Annotated in this window: 12 protein-coding genes; 4 read left to right on the top strand and 8 right to left on the bottom strand. The window is 57.0% G+C overall.

Annotated features, from left to right (window positions below):
• Positions 1-3: 3 nt before the first annotated feature.
• The gene (locus VGR81_06100; protein ID HEV2288510.1) at positions 4-1179 is read right to left on the bottom strand and encodes an efflux RND transporter periplasmic adaptor subunit; all 1176 of its coding nucleotides are present in this window, start codon (positions 1177-1179) and stop codon (positions 4-6) included.
• Positions 1176-2447 (bottom strand): TolC family protein, encoded by a 1272-nt coding sequence (locus VGR81_06105; GenBank protein HEV2288511.1) that lies wholly within the window; start codon positions 2445-2447, stop codon positions 1176-1178. The genes VGR81_06100 and VGR81_06105 overlap by 4 nt, the downstream gene beginning before the upstream one ends.
• A 611-nt stretch (positions 2448-3058) precedes the next feature.
• Between VGR81_06105 and VGR81_06110 the strand changes: the two genes are divergently transcribed.
• On the top strand, positions 3059-3751 hold the full coding sequence (locus VGR81_06110) for a peptidylprolyl isomerase (protein HEV2288512.1): 693 nt from the start codon (positions 3059-3061) through the stop codon (positions 3749-3751).
• Between the two features lie 27 nt (positions 3752-3778).
• Here VGR81_06110 and VGR81_06115 read toward each other — a convergent pair whose 3' ends face one another.
• The 4 genes from VGR81_06115 to VGR81_06130 all read right to left on the bottom strand — a co-directional run bounded on the left by VGR81_06115 (position 3779) and on the right by VGR81_06130 (position 9308).
• The gene (locus VGR81_06115) at positions 3779-5854 is read right to left on the bottom strand and encodes a S9 family peptidase (protein HEV2288513.1); all 2076 of its coding nucleotides are present in this window, start codon (positions 5852-5854) and stop codon (positions 3779-3781) included.
• 136 nt (positions 5855-5990) lie between these two features.
• Positions 5991-7157, bottom strand: coding sequence for a pyridoxal phosphate-dependent aminotransferase (locus tag VGR81_06120; GenBank protein HEV2288514.1), 1167 nt, complete (start codon positions 7155-7157; stop codon positions 5991-5993).
• Between the two features lie 82 nt (positions 7158-7239).
• Complete coding sequence (locus VGR81_06125; GenBank protein ID HEV2288515.1) at positions 7240-8436, bottom strand: nucleotidyltransferase family protein; 1197 nt, start codon at positions 8434-8436, stop codon at positions 7240-7242.
• A gap of 275 nt (positions 8437-8711) precedes the next feature.
• On the bottom strand, positions 8712-9308 hold the full coding sequence (locus VGR81_06130; protein HEV2288516.1) for a ferric reductase-like transmembrane domain-containing protein: 597 nt from the start codon (positions 9306-9308) through the stop codon (positions 8712-8714).
• Positions 9309-9474: 166 nt separating this feature from the next.
• Between VGR81_06130 and VGR81_06135 the strand changes: the two genes are divergently transcribed.
• The gene (locus VGR81_06135) at positions 9475-10344 is read left to right on the top strand and encodes a glycoside hydrolase domain-containing protein (GenBank protein HEV2288517.1); all 870 of its coding nucleotides are present in this window, start codon (positions 9475-9477) and stop codon (positions 10342-10344) included.
• Positions 10345-10362: 18 nt separating this feature from the next.
• Here VGR81_06135 and VGR81_06140 read toward each other — a convergent pair whose 3' ends face one another.
• Positions 10363-10923, bottom strand: coding sequence for a hypothetical protein (locus tag VGR81_06140; protein HEV2288518.1), 561 nt, complete (start codon positions 10921-10923; stop codon positions 10363-10365).
• A 434-nt stretch (positions 10924-11357) separates the two neighbouring features.
• Here VGR81_06140 and VGR81_06145 point away from each other — a divergent pair, with 434 nt between their 5' ends.
• Both VGR81_06145 and VGR81_06150 read left to right on the top strand, forming a co-directional pair.
• Positions 11358-11636, top strand: a complete 279-nt coding sequence (locus VGR81_06145) for a hypothetical protein (protein ID HEV2288519.1) — start codon at positions 11358-11360, stop codon at positions 11634-11636.
• Between the two features lie 102 nt (positions 11637-11738).
• Positions 11739-14495, top strand: a complete 2757-nt coding sequence (locus VGR81_06150; protein ID HEV2288520.1) for a protein kinase — start codon at positions 11739-11741, stop codon at positions 14493-14495.
• Positions 14496-14504: 9 nt separating this feature from the next.
• Here the strand turns inward: VGR81_06150 and VGR81_06155 are convergent, their stop codons facing one another.
• Positions 14505-15251 carry an MBL fold metallo-hydrolase gene (locus VGR81_06155; protein ID HEV2288521.1) on the bottom strand — a complete coding sequence of 249 codons (747 nt, stop codon included), beginning with the start codon at positions 15249-15251 and terminating at the stop codon, positions 14505-14507.
• Positions 15252-15360: the final 109 nt, after the last annotated feature.

Consider the following 15360-nt stretch of genomic DNA (forward strand, 5'->3'; position numbering starts at 1 on the left):
GCGTCACCCTTGCAACGAATTCTGGAATTGCAGGAAGAGGCTGCCATCCGCCACCACCTTTTCGCCTGCCGACAATCCGCTCAGAATTTCTACTTTGCCATCCTGTGTTTCACCGATCGTGACGTTGCGGCGGCCGAATTGCGTTGCGCCTACCTGCACGTAGACGAACGGCTGATTTTCGGAATTGCGCAGAACTGCGGCGACGGGCACGGTGATCGCCTTCGGCACGAACCCGGCCGTCACTGCCGCGGTCACATACATTTGGTTCTTCAGCTTTTCGCCCGGATTTTCGGTGACGATGCGCGCTTGTGACGTCCGCGTATTGGGATCGAGACCAGGTGAGATGTAGGAAATTCTGCCATGGAAGACATCGGGATATGCGTCTGTCTGAACCGCGACTTCGTCTCCCTGCCGGACAAACGCCAGCTGATTTTGATACACATTCACGAGCACCCACACATTGTTCATATCCGAGAGGACGAAACACTGCGTAGTTCCCGCCTGGAGCAATTGCCCCACAGAACAGTCGCGCTCGACAACTTCTCCGGAAACCGGCGCACGCAAAGGAATTTCGGCCGTGGCTGTGGCTGTGGCAAGAGAATCGAGGTTCGTGATGCCGAGAATCCTCAGCGCTTGTGCCGACGCGTTCATGTCGGCTTGCGCTTGCGTGCGGTTCGATTCCGCCTGGAGCAGATCTTGTTCGGCAATGGCTTGGTGCGCGTAAAGATCCTGGGCACGCTTGTAGTTCTTGTCGGCGACATTGAACGTATCGCTGGCTTTCAGGAATGCGGCACGCAATTGCGAATAATCTGGACTGGCAATTTCCAGCAACGGCTCTCCCGCGCTCACGTGCTGGCCCGGAAATACGAGCACGCGGCTGACCGGCCCGCCGACAGCGGTGATCACTGGAGTCGTGAGGAAGCCGTTATACGAAACCTGCCCGGGGAGGCGCAGTGTGCGCGTGAGCGGCGCAGCCGTCACGGTGACGATCTCCACATGGGACATCTGGTCCTGCGGGACGGAAAACAGCGCCGCTTCCGCGCCAGCATTTGCACCAGTAAACGACGTCATTTTCTCCGCCGACTCGTGGCTGCCCGAGCTGCATCCGCCGAAGGCCAGCGCCACCAAACTAACGACAAGGATCAAAGGATTGAGTAAACGCATCTTTTTCGTCCTCATGGGAGGTTCCTCGTGCCGATTGCCTCCCGTAATTGCTCGAGGGCAAGCATGTAGGAGGCGAGTTGCTGGCGATAGGCCAGCTCCGTGTCGCGATAGCTGCGCTCTGCGTCGAGAAAATCAAGCAGGCTCGCCGCGCCGCGCTGGTACGCATACTGACTGATGGTCACCGACTGCTTGGCCTGGTCCAGGTATCCCGATTGATAAATCTGAAGCGTTTCTTCGTTCGTCTTCACCGTTTCGTAAGCGGTTCGCACATCGGTCATCACCTGTTCGGAAGCCTCCGCTGCGGTTTCTTGTGCCTGTAGGATGGCCGCATTGGTTCGCGCGATTTCGCCCTGATTGCGGTCGAAAATAGGCAAAGGCATGCTGAAAATGGCGGAGACCGAATCGTAGCCCGTGATGTGCGTGTAGTTGAGCGTTCCGGTGATGTCCTGTTTGCCGTTGGCCTTTGCAAGCAGGTATTGGCTCTTTGCGGCTGTAATTCCCTGCTCGGCGGCGCGCAGGTCCGGCCGATCTTTGACCGCCAGCGCCTGAAGGCCTTCGAGATTTTCCGACACCTTTTGATAGTTCAGCTGGCCCGCCACGTCGTAGTCCATGGGAACGGATTCGAAGCCGACAAGCTGGCGCAGCGCCGCGAGCGCCTGTTGCTTGCCGAGTTCCGCGGTCGTCACATCCGTTTGAAACTGCAAAAGTTGGAGCTTGATTTTGAGCAAGTCTCCTTCGCTCATCGCTCCGGCCTTAAACTGCGCTTCACTGATGGTCACGGTCTTTTGGAAACTGTCCAGATCCTGCTGGGCAAAGCTCAGCGCTGACTCCGCGAGCAAGGCATCGGTAAATTGCGAGGCGACGTTGAAAGTCAAATTTCTTTCGTTATCGGAAACCATGGATTTGGTTTGCGCGGTGATATCCTGTGCCGCCTTCAGACGATTCTGGCGCTTCTTCCCTCGTTCGAAAAGGTAGCTAACACCGGCGTCAAATTCCGTCTGGTCGATGTTATTGGCCGTGAATTCACTGGGTCTGATGGGAAGGCCGACAACGTCCGCGCCCAGCACAGGATTGGGCCGAAGATTCGCCGTGATTTCCTCATCCTGGCTTTGGACGATCGTCGACCGAGCCGCCTGCAGCGCATGGTTGTGCGCCAGAGCGAATTGAATTGCCTGATCGAGAGAAATCTTCACCGGCGATTCCGTCGATTGCCCCAGCGCCAGTGCCGACGCCCCCAGGAAAGCAAATAGCAGTGCCAACAAACGAGATACGTGATATTGCATCGCAATTCCTCCGCAGAAATGTGCGGGTAGCCGAGCGCAATGCGCTCAGTCACATTAGAGAAACGGAGACTAGAGACAGGAAGGTGGAGCGCGGGTCGAAATGTGGCGAGAAAAAAGGCCCGAAATTAAGCTTGGTTCATCCGAGACTGGCTTTGATCCAGAAACCAAAAGCACCGGCGCGGATTGCGAAGTTGTTGACCGCTGGTAAGGCTGATGTCCAAGATGGCAAATCGGGCAGCTAGTCTCGGCGCTGGAAGACGCGTGATGATGCCAGACGGCGCCGGCTGTCGCGCAGAACACCAATAGCACCGCCATGAGTACCGTGAAAACAGCAACCCGAATTCGGCTCTTATTCTTCAATTTCTCTCAATTTTGCAATTCGTTCGAGTCTAAATCAAGCCTTACGTTGCTATGTGACGCCTGAAAATCACATTCGGTTGCAATCCGATACGAAGTTTACTCTCGTTTGCCCGAGGTGGCAAACTTCCGATCGCAGATGCGTCCAGACTATAAACCGACACGGGATGGCCGTGTTGTGGCCAGATCACAGTTTTGAGATTTGTCCGTGGTGTTCGATTCCGGCCATCTGATATAACCTCCGTACCATTTCCATGATCCGCACTCAAATCCGGCGAGCGCTCACTCATGCGGTCGTTGTAACGTTCGCGAGCGCCGCATTTCCCTTTGTCGCCGCGGGGCAAGCTTTGCCGATTGCCAATCGTGAAATGCTCCTGAACCCCAGGGCGCGAGCGTGGAACCAGCGCGCTCCAGAGCTGTTTCGTGTCCGCCTGGATACGAGCAGGGGCCCCGTTGTCATCGAAGTTCATCGCGATTGGGCGCCGCACGGCGCCGACCGGTTCTACAATCTCGTTCGCTTCGGCTATTATGACGACTCGCGATTCTTTCGTGTCGTCAAGGGAAAGTGGGCGCAATTCGGTATCAATGGCGATCCGGCAATCTCGGCCGTCTGGCGCGCGCAGACGATTCATGACGATCCTTGGCGCATCCCCAACGCCATCGGCACGGTCGCTTTTGCCTTTGCGGTGCCGAACGGCCGCTCGACCGAGGTATTCATCAATCTTCGCAACAATTCGAAAACAAATGACGCAGAAGGTTTCGAGCCGTTTGGCCGCGTAGTTTCCGGCCTGAACGTAGCACTCGCGCTGAATTCGGAGTATGGGGAGACATCCGGCGGCGGAATTCGCGCCGGCCATCAGGATCAGTTGTTCGCTGAAGGGAACCGCTACCTGGATCGAGAGTTTCCGCGCCTAGACCGCATTCGCCGGGCCGTCATCGTCCAATAATCTTCTGCACGCGCGATAAGGCTTGCGTTAGGGCAAATCCTTGCTCATGCGATCGACCACATCTTTTGGCTCCGTCGTTGGCGGATTGTTCAGATATTTACCGAAGAAAACCAGATATCGCTGCCAGCGGTCCTGGATGTGCCGCGCTTCCACAAAGCCGTGGTTCTCGCGCGGATAGGTGACAAACTCCACTGGCACGTGCCGCTCGTAGAGCGCCCGGTAAAATTCCTCCGCCTGCGGAATCGGCACGCGCGTGTCCGCCTGCCCGTGAAGAATCATCGTCGGCGTCTTCACGTCTTCGACATACTTCATCGGCGAATGATCCCAATATTCCTGAAAATTGTCCCACGGCGATTTCATGTTAAAAAACATTGTGAGATACCGGTGGATATCGGTCTGCGAATACATCGAATAAAGGTCCGGCAGTCCCGCGCCCGGCGAAATAGCCTTGAAGCGATCCGTTTGCGTATCGATCCAGTAGGTCATGAATCCGCCGTAGGACCATCCGAACGCGCCCATGCGATTCGGATCTGCCCAGCCGCGGCTGATCACAGCGTCGACGCCGCTCATGTCATCTTTGTAATCTCCGCCGCCCCAGTCGTTTTGATTCGCCATGGCGAATTTTTCGCCGCGTCCGGAAGATCCGCGGAAATTCGGCTCAAGAACCAGATAGCCATTTGCCGCCATAATCTGTTCGGACGGATTAAACGCTAGCACAGACGCGCCCGTCGGTCCGCCGTGCGGATTCAGCAACAACGGCCACTTTCGCGAGGCATCGAAATCCACCGGCTTGGTGACGATCCCGTCGATCATCATCCCGTCTTTGCTGCTCTTCCACTGAATGACTTCCATGCTGCCCAGCGCATAGTCCGCGAGCCAAGCATTCTGATTTGTGACCGGATCGATGGAAGAAAAATTCAAATCCGAACGGAACACTTCGGCAGGATGGCTCGGATCCGTCCACGTCCCAACGGCCGTTTGTCCGTTCGCACTAATTTCATCGATACTAATCACCGCCGGCTTGTCAGTAACCTGTCGAACGGTTCCCCCAGCGACATCAGCCGCAAAAATTTCCACCGACTCGCGCGTTTCCGTGCTGAAGTAAATCGTCTTTCCATCCGGCGCCCAAACGGGTGTGCCGGCATTCAACTCGAATGATCCGGTCAGCTTCGTCGGCTGCCCGCCATCCGCACTCACAACAAAAAGGTTCATCTGATAGAGGTCCAGCCCCTGGCTGCTCAGGTACGCGATCCATTTCCCGTCCAGCGACCATCGCGCCGTATGCGTATAGTCCGCGCTGTCCACTAGCTTTCGCTTCTGTCCGCTCGCCACATCAAGCACCCACGCCGTTTGCAGACTGATATCATCCAGCCGTGGCGTCGGATTCGTCGTGAACGTAACGCGCGTGCCATCGGGAGACCATCGCGGATTGCTGACGGTAAAATCTCCCTCGGTCAATTCCTTCTCATCGCCTGATGCGATATTCCAGGTCCAGAGCTGCGCCATCTCGAAATCATGGTCCACAACCACTGCATCGTCTTTGGCCTTCTCGCGCTTTTCCTCATCAGCAGCCTTCGGTTTCGTGGCCACAAGAAGCAGCGTCTTGCCATCCGGCGAGAATTCGAATCCGTGAACGCCGGACTTGTGCTTCGTCACCTGCCACGGCTCGCCTCCGTCGGCGTACATGAACCACACCTGCGGCTCCGCTTCTTTTTCCTTCCCCGCCGCCATCGTGAACGCCAGTATCTTCCCATCGGGCGACCATACGACGTTCGAGACGCTCTTATCGCCTCGCGTATACTGCCGCGCTGCGCTGGTCGGCCCCACGGCAGGCACAACCCACAGTTGCGTCGTCGTTTTTCCCGGTTCGCTCTTCTCCAGCTTCGTTTCCGAAACGAGATACGCCACGCGAGTCCCGTCCGGTGAAATCCGCGGCGAAAAAACGCGTGCCACTCGCAATGCCGCGTCCGTTCCGAACAACTTCTTCCCGTCTTTGGTCCGTGCCGCCGATTCCTGCCCGCGCGTCGCCAGAGACGTCAGCGCAAACGCCAGCAACAAAACCATCATCGCAACGGACCATTTCTTGGCTTTCGAGAAAATCATGGCAAATCCTCCATGCATCATTCGAAAACAAGGCTAAGCAAATGTTTCATTTCCACCACGCCGGCAAGGCGCGCAGTATATTCGCTCTGCCACACGCCTTCAACTGAATCGTTTCCTGAATTTGAAGTTCGCGAAATCAAAAAGTGCCAAGCAGCAATTTCATCCCTCGGGCGAATTCCTGCGCAGGCGCAATCAAACTCACAACCAGATAGCCGTCGCTCGAAAAATCGTAGAAGTGCCCCGGATGAACGAAGACTTCCTTCGCATTTAGCAGCTCAATTGCCAAATCCTCATCCGAACGCATCGCCGGCACGCGTAGCACGGCGTACCATCCGCCCTCCACTTCGAGCCTCGCGCAAGCCTTCTGCGCCGCCAGCTGCCGGTCGAGTTCCGCGAGATTTTCCTTCACGCGAGCCATCAATTGTTTTTGAAAGTTACTGCACTGAGCGAGAAAAACGGGAGCAGCGAGCTGAATCGGCGCATTCATCGAGAGATATGCGTCCGCAATCACTTCCAGCCGCGCGACGGCCTGCGTTTTCAAATGGGCCGGTCCATTCACGATCAGCCAAGCCAGTTTCATCTGCGGCAGCCCGGAAATTTTGGAAAGCCCGCTCATCGTAAACGTCAGCGCCGCCGCGTTCGCTGCGAAGCTCACGTGGCGTCTTTCCCTTAGGGCAAAATCTAGAAACACTTCGTCGGCGATAAGCGCAATCTCACGTCGCGCGCACATTTCATTCAGCCGCGACATTTCTTCCTGTTTTGTAAAATGCCCTGTCGGATTATTGGGGTGAACAACAACGAGGGCCCGCGTGCGCGAAGTGATGGCTCGCTCCAGCGCGTGAAAATCAATTTGCCAGCCGTGATCGTAGACAAGGGGATACCGCATCAGCTTGACGTCCTGAATGTCCGCAAGAAAATCGAGCAGCGGATAACTCGGAGTCGGGACAAGCGCCTCGTCGCCGGGATTGCACAGCAGTCGAAAAACGAATGAGTAGCCTTCGCTCGTGCCCGTGGTCAAAAACATATCCTTCGGCGTGACCTCGTCGCCACGTTCGGCGTAGTAGCCCGCCACAGCGCGCCGCGCGATCTCCAATCCTTGCGCGTTCGGCTCATAGCGCATTGCTGAATTGTTTCCAAACGCATCCAAGATCGCCGCGCAGTCGTATTCGAAGCCGCATTCCGTCGGATTCGAAATCGTCAAGTCGATGATCCGTCTCCCCTCGGCGCGGTGTTTCGCCAACGCTGCGCTCAGCCGGTTGCTTTCAAGATTCCACTTTGTGCGGTCGGCAAACATGGAGGACATCGGGAGGTTATCACGAACGGCGCAATGTGTTTTGGCCTGAACCTTGGCTTGTAGCGCATCAAACGCGAAGCGCCAATGGCCGCTAACTTCGCGCCGCGCTCGATCTGTATTTTCTCCACAGGCGCAGCGGACGCAATAATGAATACGACCGTTCGAGCGGCTTCGGAACGTCGACCATATTCCAATCCTCTTCTGCCGGAGCCGTCGAGAGGCGCATCCAGTAGCGCAATCCATCATTGAGAGATTCTGTCATCCGAATACGATAACGCGATCTCTGCAAGACGCCTTCCGGCAATTCCCTGCCCTCCAAAAAACATGCGCGAATCCCCTCTCCGATTCGCGCCACGCCTCGGCCTGTTTTCGCCAAGGCAGCGATCTCTTTCGGCAGCTCCGCCTCAAGAATTTCCTGCGCCAGCCACACCGCGAGCATCAGCATGCGTGTCAGCTTCAGCCTGCGCGCCTCTGCGAGCGCTTTTCCCCACGAAATACATGTCGAACCGCTGGCGACCTCCGCGAAATCCGCCACCCAAATCAGCCGCGTCCAGAAATCCTTCGCCCCGTGAACCGCAAGCATCAACAACTCGTCTTCGCTCGTAAACGCAGGTATTTCTCTCCCGTTCATCACAATTCTGCAGCCCCGTTGGATCATCGCTTCCACGTCTGGACGGGCAGGAAAGTGCCGCAGCGTCATCTCCGTGTGCAGTTCGGCGATGGATCGGGTCCCCCTGTGAACGAAAACATATTCCCCGGGGATCTCCCGCGCGGTCTCTGTCGCGCACCGCTCACGCACCACCTTCGATGCATAGCCCAGCGCAATCATTTCATCATGCGCCGCGGCCATGCAGCGCTGCGGCACAACGATATCCAAGTCGTCAAACTCCCGCAGCGCAGCATTCCCATAGGCACGAACACCGAGCATTGGCCCTTTGTAAGGAGCGAACGGAATTTCTTTCTGCGCGAAGTTGTCGGCAATTCTCGCGAGCTCCGCGCTCAGGAGCAGCACGTGTAGCGCGTTTTGCTGGTTTTCTTCGCGTAATTGTGAAAAGACTTCCGCCGATACGCAATCTGCGTCAACTTCCTGAAGGTGTTCACAGAGCAAAGGAAGCAGGCCGTTTTCGTGCGCGAGGGAAATCAGCGCCGGCCAGTCAATCGCGCCTTGGAGGAGAGACCTGAGCCGTTCACTCCAGGCTGTGTCGAGATTCCTTCGCGCGCAGCAAATCAGCAGATCCATTTCTACGCTGAGCTTTCTTCCGGAATCGCGCACGCTTCGCCGCTCCATCCTTCAGACTCCAGGAGAATCAGCGGCAAGTGTATCCTGAAAGGGCTCGCACCGCCTCAACTTGTGGACTTCGACAAATCCCGCGGTAAAAAATGAAAAATGGCAGCTACACAGCCAGCAGCGCCGTTTGCTTCCTGACGTATGAGTAAGTCAGCCGCGCACGGAACGGACTCGCGTCGATTCCTGCCGCGCCGCAAACGATTGGACTGCAAATCTTCAATCGGATGCAGCAAGATAGTCATGGCAGAACATTTTCAGTCGAATCTGAACTTTTCTTAATCTCCCACTACCTCTTGTCCCAACGCGGGCACGCGCTTCGCCAGCCGCTTCTTTCTTCCGTAGTGGACCCTCCACGCGCTCGCGCACGCGATGATGACCATGCAAATCTCTACGAAAATCTTTCCCCCGTCCAGATAGTCCACCGGTTGCTCGTTAAGATTCGGATTCGTCAGCAGTCCATGAAGAAACAGCGCCGCCGCGGCCGGATACGTCAAATAGTGAAGCAACTTCCACAGATGCCGTCCCAGCTCGATTCGATAAAGCGACGTCACCACAATCACGACGAGAAGATACAGCGCCACGGCGCCAATCGTGTTTTCCAGCGGCTGCTCCGGCGACCATACCGGAAAGGCAATGTCCAGCAAGCGAAAATGCGGATTCGCGTTCAGCAGCAGCGGCAGAGGATGAAGCAGTGTAAATCCCAGCGTCCCATACCCGGTCCAGCGATGAATCAAAAAAACATCGAAGCGCCGGTACGGCCAATATCGCACAGGGCTGTATCTCCCAAAAATCATCAGCCCAATCAGAATGTTCGCCGTTGCGAAACCAACGGCAATTTGTCCCAGATACGCCGATAGATCCAGCACCGTCACGCGGCAATCAGCTCCGTGTAGCCAACCCCCGCGTCCGTGCCGGAGGCATGATAATCTTCCGACGCGGCTTCATCTCCAAAGGTTTCAACTCTTAGAGGCAGGCGCGGCGCAACTACAAAGCTGTTTCTCGGTCCAGGGTTGAAACGCAAGAGGAAATAAAGAAGAGATGGCTCCTGTGCTCAACCTTGTTTTAACTCTTTGTAGCCTGCTCCTGCTCGTACCCACCGAGTCCGGTCCACTCGAAGTCCTGCCGGTGCCTTCACAGGTTCAAGATGTCTCCGTCAATACTTACCTCGGTTTCGACCGCAACGATTACCCCGGCGACGCCTCGCTCGACGCTCTGCGCCGCACATTCTTCTTTTCCGGCTACTGGCTCGACGCCCCGCCGGGTGAAGCTTCCGACTCATGGCTCGGCAAGCGCGAAATTTTGCGCTCTCACGGCTTCGGGTTTCTTCTGCTCTTCAATGGCCGCTCGGACAGGCAAATAAAATCTTCCGGCAGCCCCGAATCTCTCGGCGCACGTGACGCGCGAGCCGCTGTCGCCGCTGCTGAAAAGGAAGGCTTCCCCGCGGGCGCAATTATTTTTCTCGATCAGGAAGAAGGCGGCCGCATGCTTCCTGAGCAGCGCGTTTATCTTCATGCGTGGGCTGACGCCGTCAACGCTTCACTTTATCGCGCCGGCGTCTATTGTTCGGGAATTCCCGTAAAGGAAAGCCAAACGCAAATCATCGCCGCCAACGATATTCGCGAACATGCCGGCAGTCGCAAGATCGTCTTTTTTGTTTACAACGACGCCTGCCCGCCTTCGCCCGGCTGCGCGTTCTACCCAAAAAATCTCTCGCCGCACGGCAGCGGCATATCCTTCGCCGCAGTCTGGCAATTCGCGCAGTCGCCGCGAAGAAAAAATCTGACGCGTACGTGCGTGTCGCAATACGCGGCTGACGGCAATTGCTACCCGCCATTACCCGCAGGAATGCAGAATATTTTCGTGGATTTGGATATCGCGACGTCGCCCGACCCATCCTCAGGCCGCTGAGCGAGCCAATGATTACGTTTATTGTGTCGCTGTCTTCTCGCCGAGCTTGCGCATCCGCTCGCGCAGTTTCTGCCGCAAACCCGACGGCGCATTCGGATTGAACGCCACCAGATACCACAGCGGCTGCGTGCGGTCTTTGCTCAAAGAAGTGAGCGTCGCCGCGTCGGCGCTGGGGTGCCGTGCGATGTTTTCGCGGATCGCCGCGTAAGGGTGCTTTGCGAGTCTCCGCAGCGTTTTCGCCGAAGCCTTGGGATGCTCGCTGATCAGTCGCAGCAGATAATAATCTTCGCCGGGCGTATCCCGGTAGAGTTTGTCGAGCATTTCCGGTTTTACTTCTGCGCTCAGCACAAACCCGACTTTCTCGTCCCACGAAGAATTGATGCGATTCAATTCCTGCGTGCGCGCGTGAATCAGTTGCTCGATCATTCGCCGCTCTTGTTCCAGCCGCCCGTGCGGCAGCGCGCTGTGCTCCACGGAATCGAGCACGCGCAGCAAGTGCTGTCGTTCCCCAAACACAACTTGCGACGTCCGTGGCGTTTTTCCCTTCGCTGCGTTGTTCACCAGATCTGAACGTCTCATGATCCCCTCAAGACTTTCTGCATGCGACTTCTGCCGTCCGTGGCCATTCGCTGGCCAATCCGGCTTTTCGCCTTGCCACGGGATGTGTTCCCTGGCGATGCCCCGCATGAAGAAATCTCTCTCGGGATGCTTGCTCGGCGAGTTGCCCCCAAGAACCCTGCCCGTGCGGCGCCGCCTGTTCGCCCTCAATTATCTGGCCCGCTCCGAAACCTGTAAAGCAAGCGCCTCTGCAAAGTTCCTCGTTTGCAATACCGCTTTGGCACTACATCCTGCACTACAATCGCTCGCGTGTCGCAACCTCCATGGCCCGCATTGACCTATGGTGGGTCAGTCCAAATTTCCTGGATTGCGTTGCTGCACCTCCGCAAAACGGTTACCGTAGTCCTTCGCATTTCGTTGCGCGAACCCCAGCGCACAACCAAGGAGCGCCACGCATGACCGCTTTTGACGACCACCGCGAAGAACTCGAGCATTACGAAACCATGATGGGCCCGCAGCGTGGCCGCCTTGCCGTCACTCTCGATCGCATCACCAACGCCATGGTGCTCGTCGGCCAGCACGGCGTTTACTGCCACAGCTCTGGCAATCCCAATATGCCCGCGATGGACATTCGCCTCATCACCACCGAATTGCAAAACGCCAAGCAGTTGATCCAAAGCGTCATGGAATTGCTCCGCGCTCAGCGCAACTCTCGTGAAGCCGGCTGCGCCTGAACTCTTTGCCCATGCCACTGCGCCTCCCCGCGTTGACTTGAACCTCCAACGTCAATACAATGCCGCGCGCACGCAAAAACTGGTGCGAGCCACAAGCCCAGCATGCCCGAAAAAGACTCACTCATCGGACAAACAATCTCGCACTACCGCATCATCGAGAAGCTCGGCGGTGGCGGCATGGGCGTGGTTTATAAAGCCGAGGACATCAACCTCGGCCGCATGGTCGCTCTGAAATTCCTTCCCGCTGAAGCGGGCCGTGACTCTTCCGCGCTCGAGCGCCTCCGTCGCGAAGCTCGCGCCGCGTCCGCGCTCGATGATCCCAACATCTGCACGATTTACGAAATCGGCGAAAGCAACGGCCAGCCATTCCTGGCCATGCAATTCCTCGAAGGCAGCACGCTGAAGCACCGCATCGAAGGAAAGCCTCTGCCCCTCGACTTGGTCCTCGAGTGGGGCATCGAAATCGCCAGCGCGCTCGATGCAGCGCATTCGCACAACATCATTCATCGCGACATCAAGCCCGCGAATATTTTCATCACTGTGCGTGGCCACGCCAAAGTCCTCGATTTCGGTCTGGCGAAGGTCATGGAAGGTGCACGCGCCGGTCACGGCATGACGCAAGCGACCAGAGACAATCTCGATGAGCATCTGACCAGTCCCGGTGCAACGGTCGGTACCGTCGCCTACATGTCGCCCGAACAGGCGCGCGGTGAAGAGCTCGATGCCCGTACCGATCTATTTTCCTTCGGCGCTGTGCTCTATGAAATGGCCACCGGCCACATGCCCTTCAACGGAAACACAACGGCGATTCTTCACGATGCAATCTTGAATCGCGCTCCCGCGCCGCTCCTGCGCCTGAATCCAAATATTCCGCCCGACCTCGAACGCATCATCAACAAGGCGCTCGAAAAAGATCGCAACGTTCGTTGCCAATCCGCCGCCGAACTCCGCGCCGACCTCAAACGCCTGAAGCGCGACACCGATTCCGGCCGCTCTTCCGCCTCGCAATCCACCATCCAAACGGGCACGTCAACTCCCACTATTGCGAGTGTCGCTTCGGCAAGCTCAGCGCACGCTGCCGGCTCTTCCGCCGTCGCCGTCGTCGCGCGCGAACATAAATTCGGCCTCGCCGCCACGGTCATTGTCATTCTGATTCTCGCCGGAGGGACGGCGTACGGTATTTACGCCTTCCTGAACCGCGCCCCCGCCGTTCCCTTCCAGAATTTCACCGTGACGCAAGTCACTAGCACCGGCGAAGCGCAACTCGCCGCGATTTCTCCTGACGGCAAATACATCCTCAGCGTGCAGGACGAAAACGGCAAAGCCAGCCTTTGGCTGCGCAACGTGCCCACAAACAGCGACACGCAGATCATTCCCCCGTCTTTTGCCGCATATCGAAGTCTTGCCTTCTCGCCCGACGGCAATTACATCTATTTTCGCGAGGGAATTGATCAAACCGGCACAGCCTTCAATCTTTTTCGCGCACCAGTTCTCGGCGGGACGCCCCAGCAAATCGCTACCGATGTGGATACCGACATCACCTTTTCACCTGACGGAAAGCGCATTGCTTATCTTCGCGCGAATGATCCCGTCGTCGGCCAATATCGCATGCTCAGCGCCAATCCCGACGGCAGCGATGAGAAAGTCCTGGTCATCGAGACTGGCCTCTCGCCTGTCTCGACGCCTACCTGGTCGCCCGATGGAACGAAAATCGCTTATGTGACGCCGCAAAATACCACGATTGGATTGTTCGACGTGGCCAGCGGAAAGAACAGCACGCTGCCTCCGTTCGCGGACAAAGTGATATTCGATATCCATTGGCTGCCCGATGGGCGTGGTTTCGCTGTGCTGTACGGAGCCCGTCCAGACTACGCGCATAAGCAAATTGGATATGTTGTATATCCCGGCGAAGCGTTCCACGCCATCACGCGCGACACCAACAACTACACCACTCTGACGCTTTCCTCCGACGGCAAAATGATCGCCACTGTTCAAGTGAAGACCACGCTCGCACTGAATCTGCTTCCTGCGAGCGGAACAAAGGATGCATCTCCCGCTGAAGCGCCGGTGCAAGTACCCAATATCGTGACCGCTGCGTGGGCCGCCGATGGCGAGCTCCTCATCGGGAATGGTACAAATCTCTTCCGCATGAGCGTAGATGGCAGCAACCGCACCACTCTGCTGAGCGACTCCGCAGCCAAAATACTTGCGGTCAGCCGTTGCGGAAGCAAGCATCTCGTCGTCAGTTGGGATTTCCACAATGGTACAAATCGAAACAACATTTGGCGCGTCGACCCCGATGGTTCCAACCCCTTGTTGCTCTCGAGCGTCGGCCTCACCGGGAATCTCGCGTGTTCGCTCGATGGGAAGGTTGTGTACTACTTCGATAAAATCATCGACCGCATCATGCAGCTCTCTGCGGATGGCGGAAAACCGGAACCGGTACCGGGAACAGTCATTCCCAAGGAGTTCATCGCCGCGCCAATAGCCGGGCTCTCGCCGGACGGAAAGGAACTACCCTTTTTCTCCGAACGGCCGCCCGGCCAAATGAACCTCGATATTGTGGATCTCAATGCAGGACCGAATCCGCCGCATCGTACTCTTAAACCCGACCCGCGGGTTTCCGGTGTCGTCGTATTTACGCCGGACGGTAAGGCGCTCGCGTATCCCATCACGGAAAATGGAGTGTCGAACTTGTGGGTTCAACCGCTTGACGGTTCTCCCGGTCGCCAGATTACCCATTTCACTTCCGGCACTATCGCTGGGGGTGGTTGGTCGCCGGACGGCAAAACGCTCGCCATCCTTCGCGTCAACACGCAATCCGACATCGTCCTCCTCCGCGATTCCGCAGCGCAGTAGAAAGCAACGTCAGCGTGAATTCAGGAAAGGATTCGTCTCGCGCTCTTCTGCCAGTATCGTCGCCGGCCCGTGCCCGGGAAATACAATCGTCTCTTCCGGCAGCGCCAGCAGCTTCGTATGAATCGAGCGCATAATTTCCGGATACGAGCCGCCCCACAAATCCGTGCGCCCAATCGACCCGGCAAAAAGCGTGTCGCCGGCAAACAACCAGGGCGCGTCGCCGCCGCGATATGCCAGCGGTGTCCCTCCTCGTATTGCTTCACCCGGACGGATAATTCGCCCGCTCTCTTCATCCAAAGAAACCGGCAAATACAAGCTAATGCTCCCCGGCGAATGCCCCGGCGTGTGCAGCACTTGCGCCTTGTAATTTCCCCAGCGAACCGTATCCCCTTCCGCAAGCAAATGATCAATTTTCACCAGCGGTGGAGGGGCCACGCCCAAAAATTGCGCCTGCAAATCCATGGCGCGGTACATTTCCAGGTCGCCTTCGTTCATGAACACAGGCGTGCCAGTCGCGTCATGTAATCTCTTCAGCCCGCCGACGTGATCGATATGCGCGTGCGTGCTCACAATCGCCTGCACTTTCAAATGATGCTTCGCCAGCGCCGCCAGAATGCGCTCCACTTCGTCGCCGGGATCGATCACGATCGCTTCGCGCGTCCGCGGATCCCCCACAATTTGACAGTTGCATTCCAGCATCCCCACCGGAATGATTTCGTGAATCAGTGCATCTGTTTGTGCGTTCGCGTGTGCCATTTTCTTTGAGTATAGCAGGCCCGCGCAGCCGCGCGATGAAAGCCGATCCCATGATCGCTCTTCGCTATGAATAGGCGCCTGGAGCGCCATTCCAGCTGATTTGAATGAA

This window comes from Candidatus Acidiferrales bacterium (genome assembly GCA_035934015.1).
Classification (GTDB): domain Bacteria; phylum Acidobacteriota; class Terriglobia; order Acidiferrales; family UBA7541; genus DAHUXN01.

Excerpts from the sequence above, each read along its gene's own strand:
- VGR81_06150 (HEV2288520.1), top strand. The coding sequence starts at position 11,739 with ATGCCCGAAAAAGACTCACTCATCGGACAAACAATCTCGCACTACCGC.
- VGR81_06105 (HEV2288511.1), bottom strand. The coding sequence starts at position 2,447 with ATGCAATATCACGTATCTCGTTTGTTGGCACTGCTATTTGCTTTCCTG.
- VGR81_06100 (HEV2288510.1), bottom strand. The coding sequence starts at position 1,179 with ATGAGGACGAAAAAGATGCGTTTACTCAATCCTTTGATCCTTGTCGTT.
- VGR81_06115 (HEV2288513.1), bottom strand. The coding sequence starts at position 5,854 with ATGATTTTCTCGAAAGCCAAGAAATGGTCCGTTGCGATGATGGTTTTG.
- VGR81_06135 (HEV2288517.1), top strand. The coding sequence starts at position 9,475 with ATGGCTCCTGTGCTCAACCTTGTTTTAACTCTTTGTAGCCTGCTCCTG.
- VGR81_06145 (HEV2288519.1), top strand. The coding sequence starts at position 11,358 with ATGACCGCTTTTGACGACCACCGCGAAGAACTCGAGCATTACGAAACC.
- VGR81_06140 (HEV2288518.1), bottom strand. The coding sequence starts at position 10,923 with ATGAGACGTTCAGATCTGGTGAACAACGCAGCGAAGGGAAAAACGCCA.
- VGR81_06125 (HEV2288515.1), bottom strand. The coding sequence starts at position 8,436 with ATGGAGCGGCGAAGCGTGCGCGATTCCGGAAGAAAGCTCAGCGTAGAA.
- VGR81_06155 (HEV2288521.1), bottom strand. The coding sequence starts at position 15,251 with ATGGCACACGCGAACGCACAAACAGATGCACTGATTCACGAAATCATT.
- VGR81_06120 (HEV2288514.1), bottom strand. The coding sequence starts at position 7,157 with ATGTCCTCCATGTTTGCCGACCGCACAAAGTGGAATCTTGAAAGCAAC.
- VGR81_06110 (HEV2288512.1), top strand. The coding sequence starts at position 3,059 with ATGATCCGCACTCAAATCCGGCGAGCGCTCACTCATGCGGTCGTTGTA.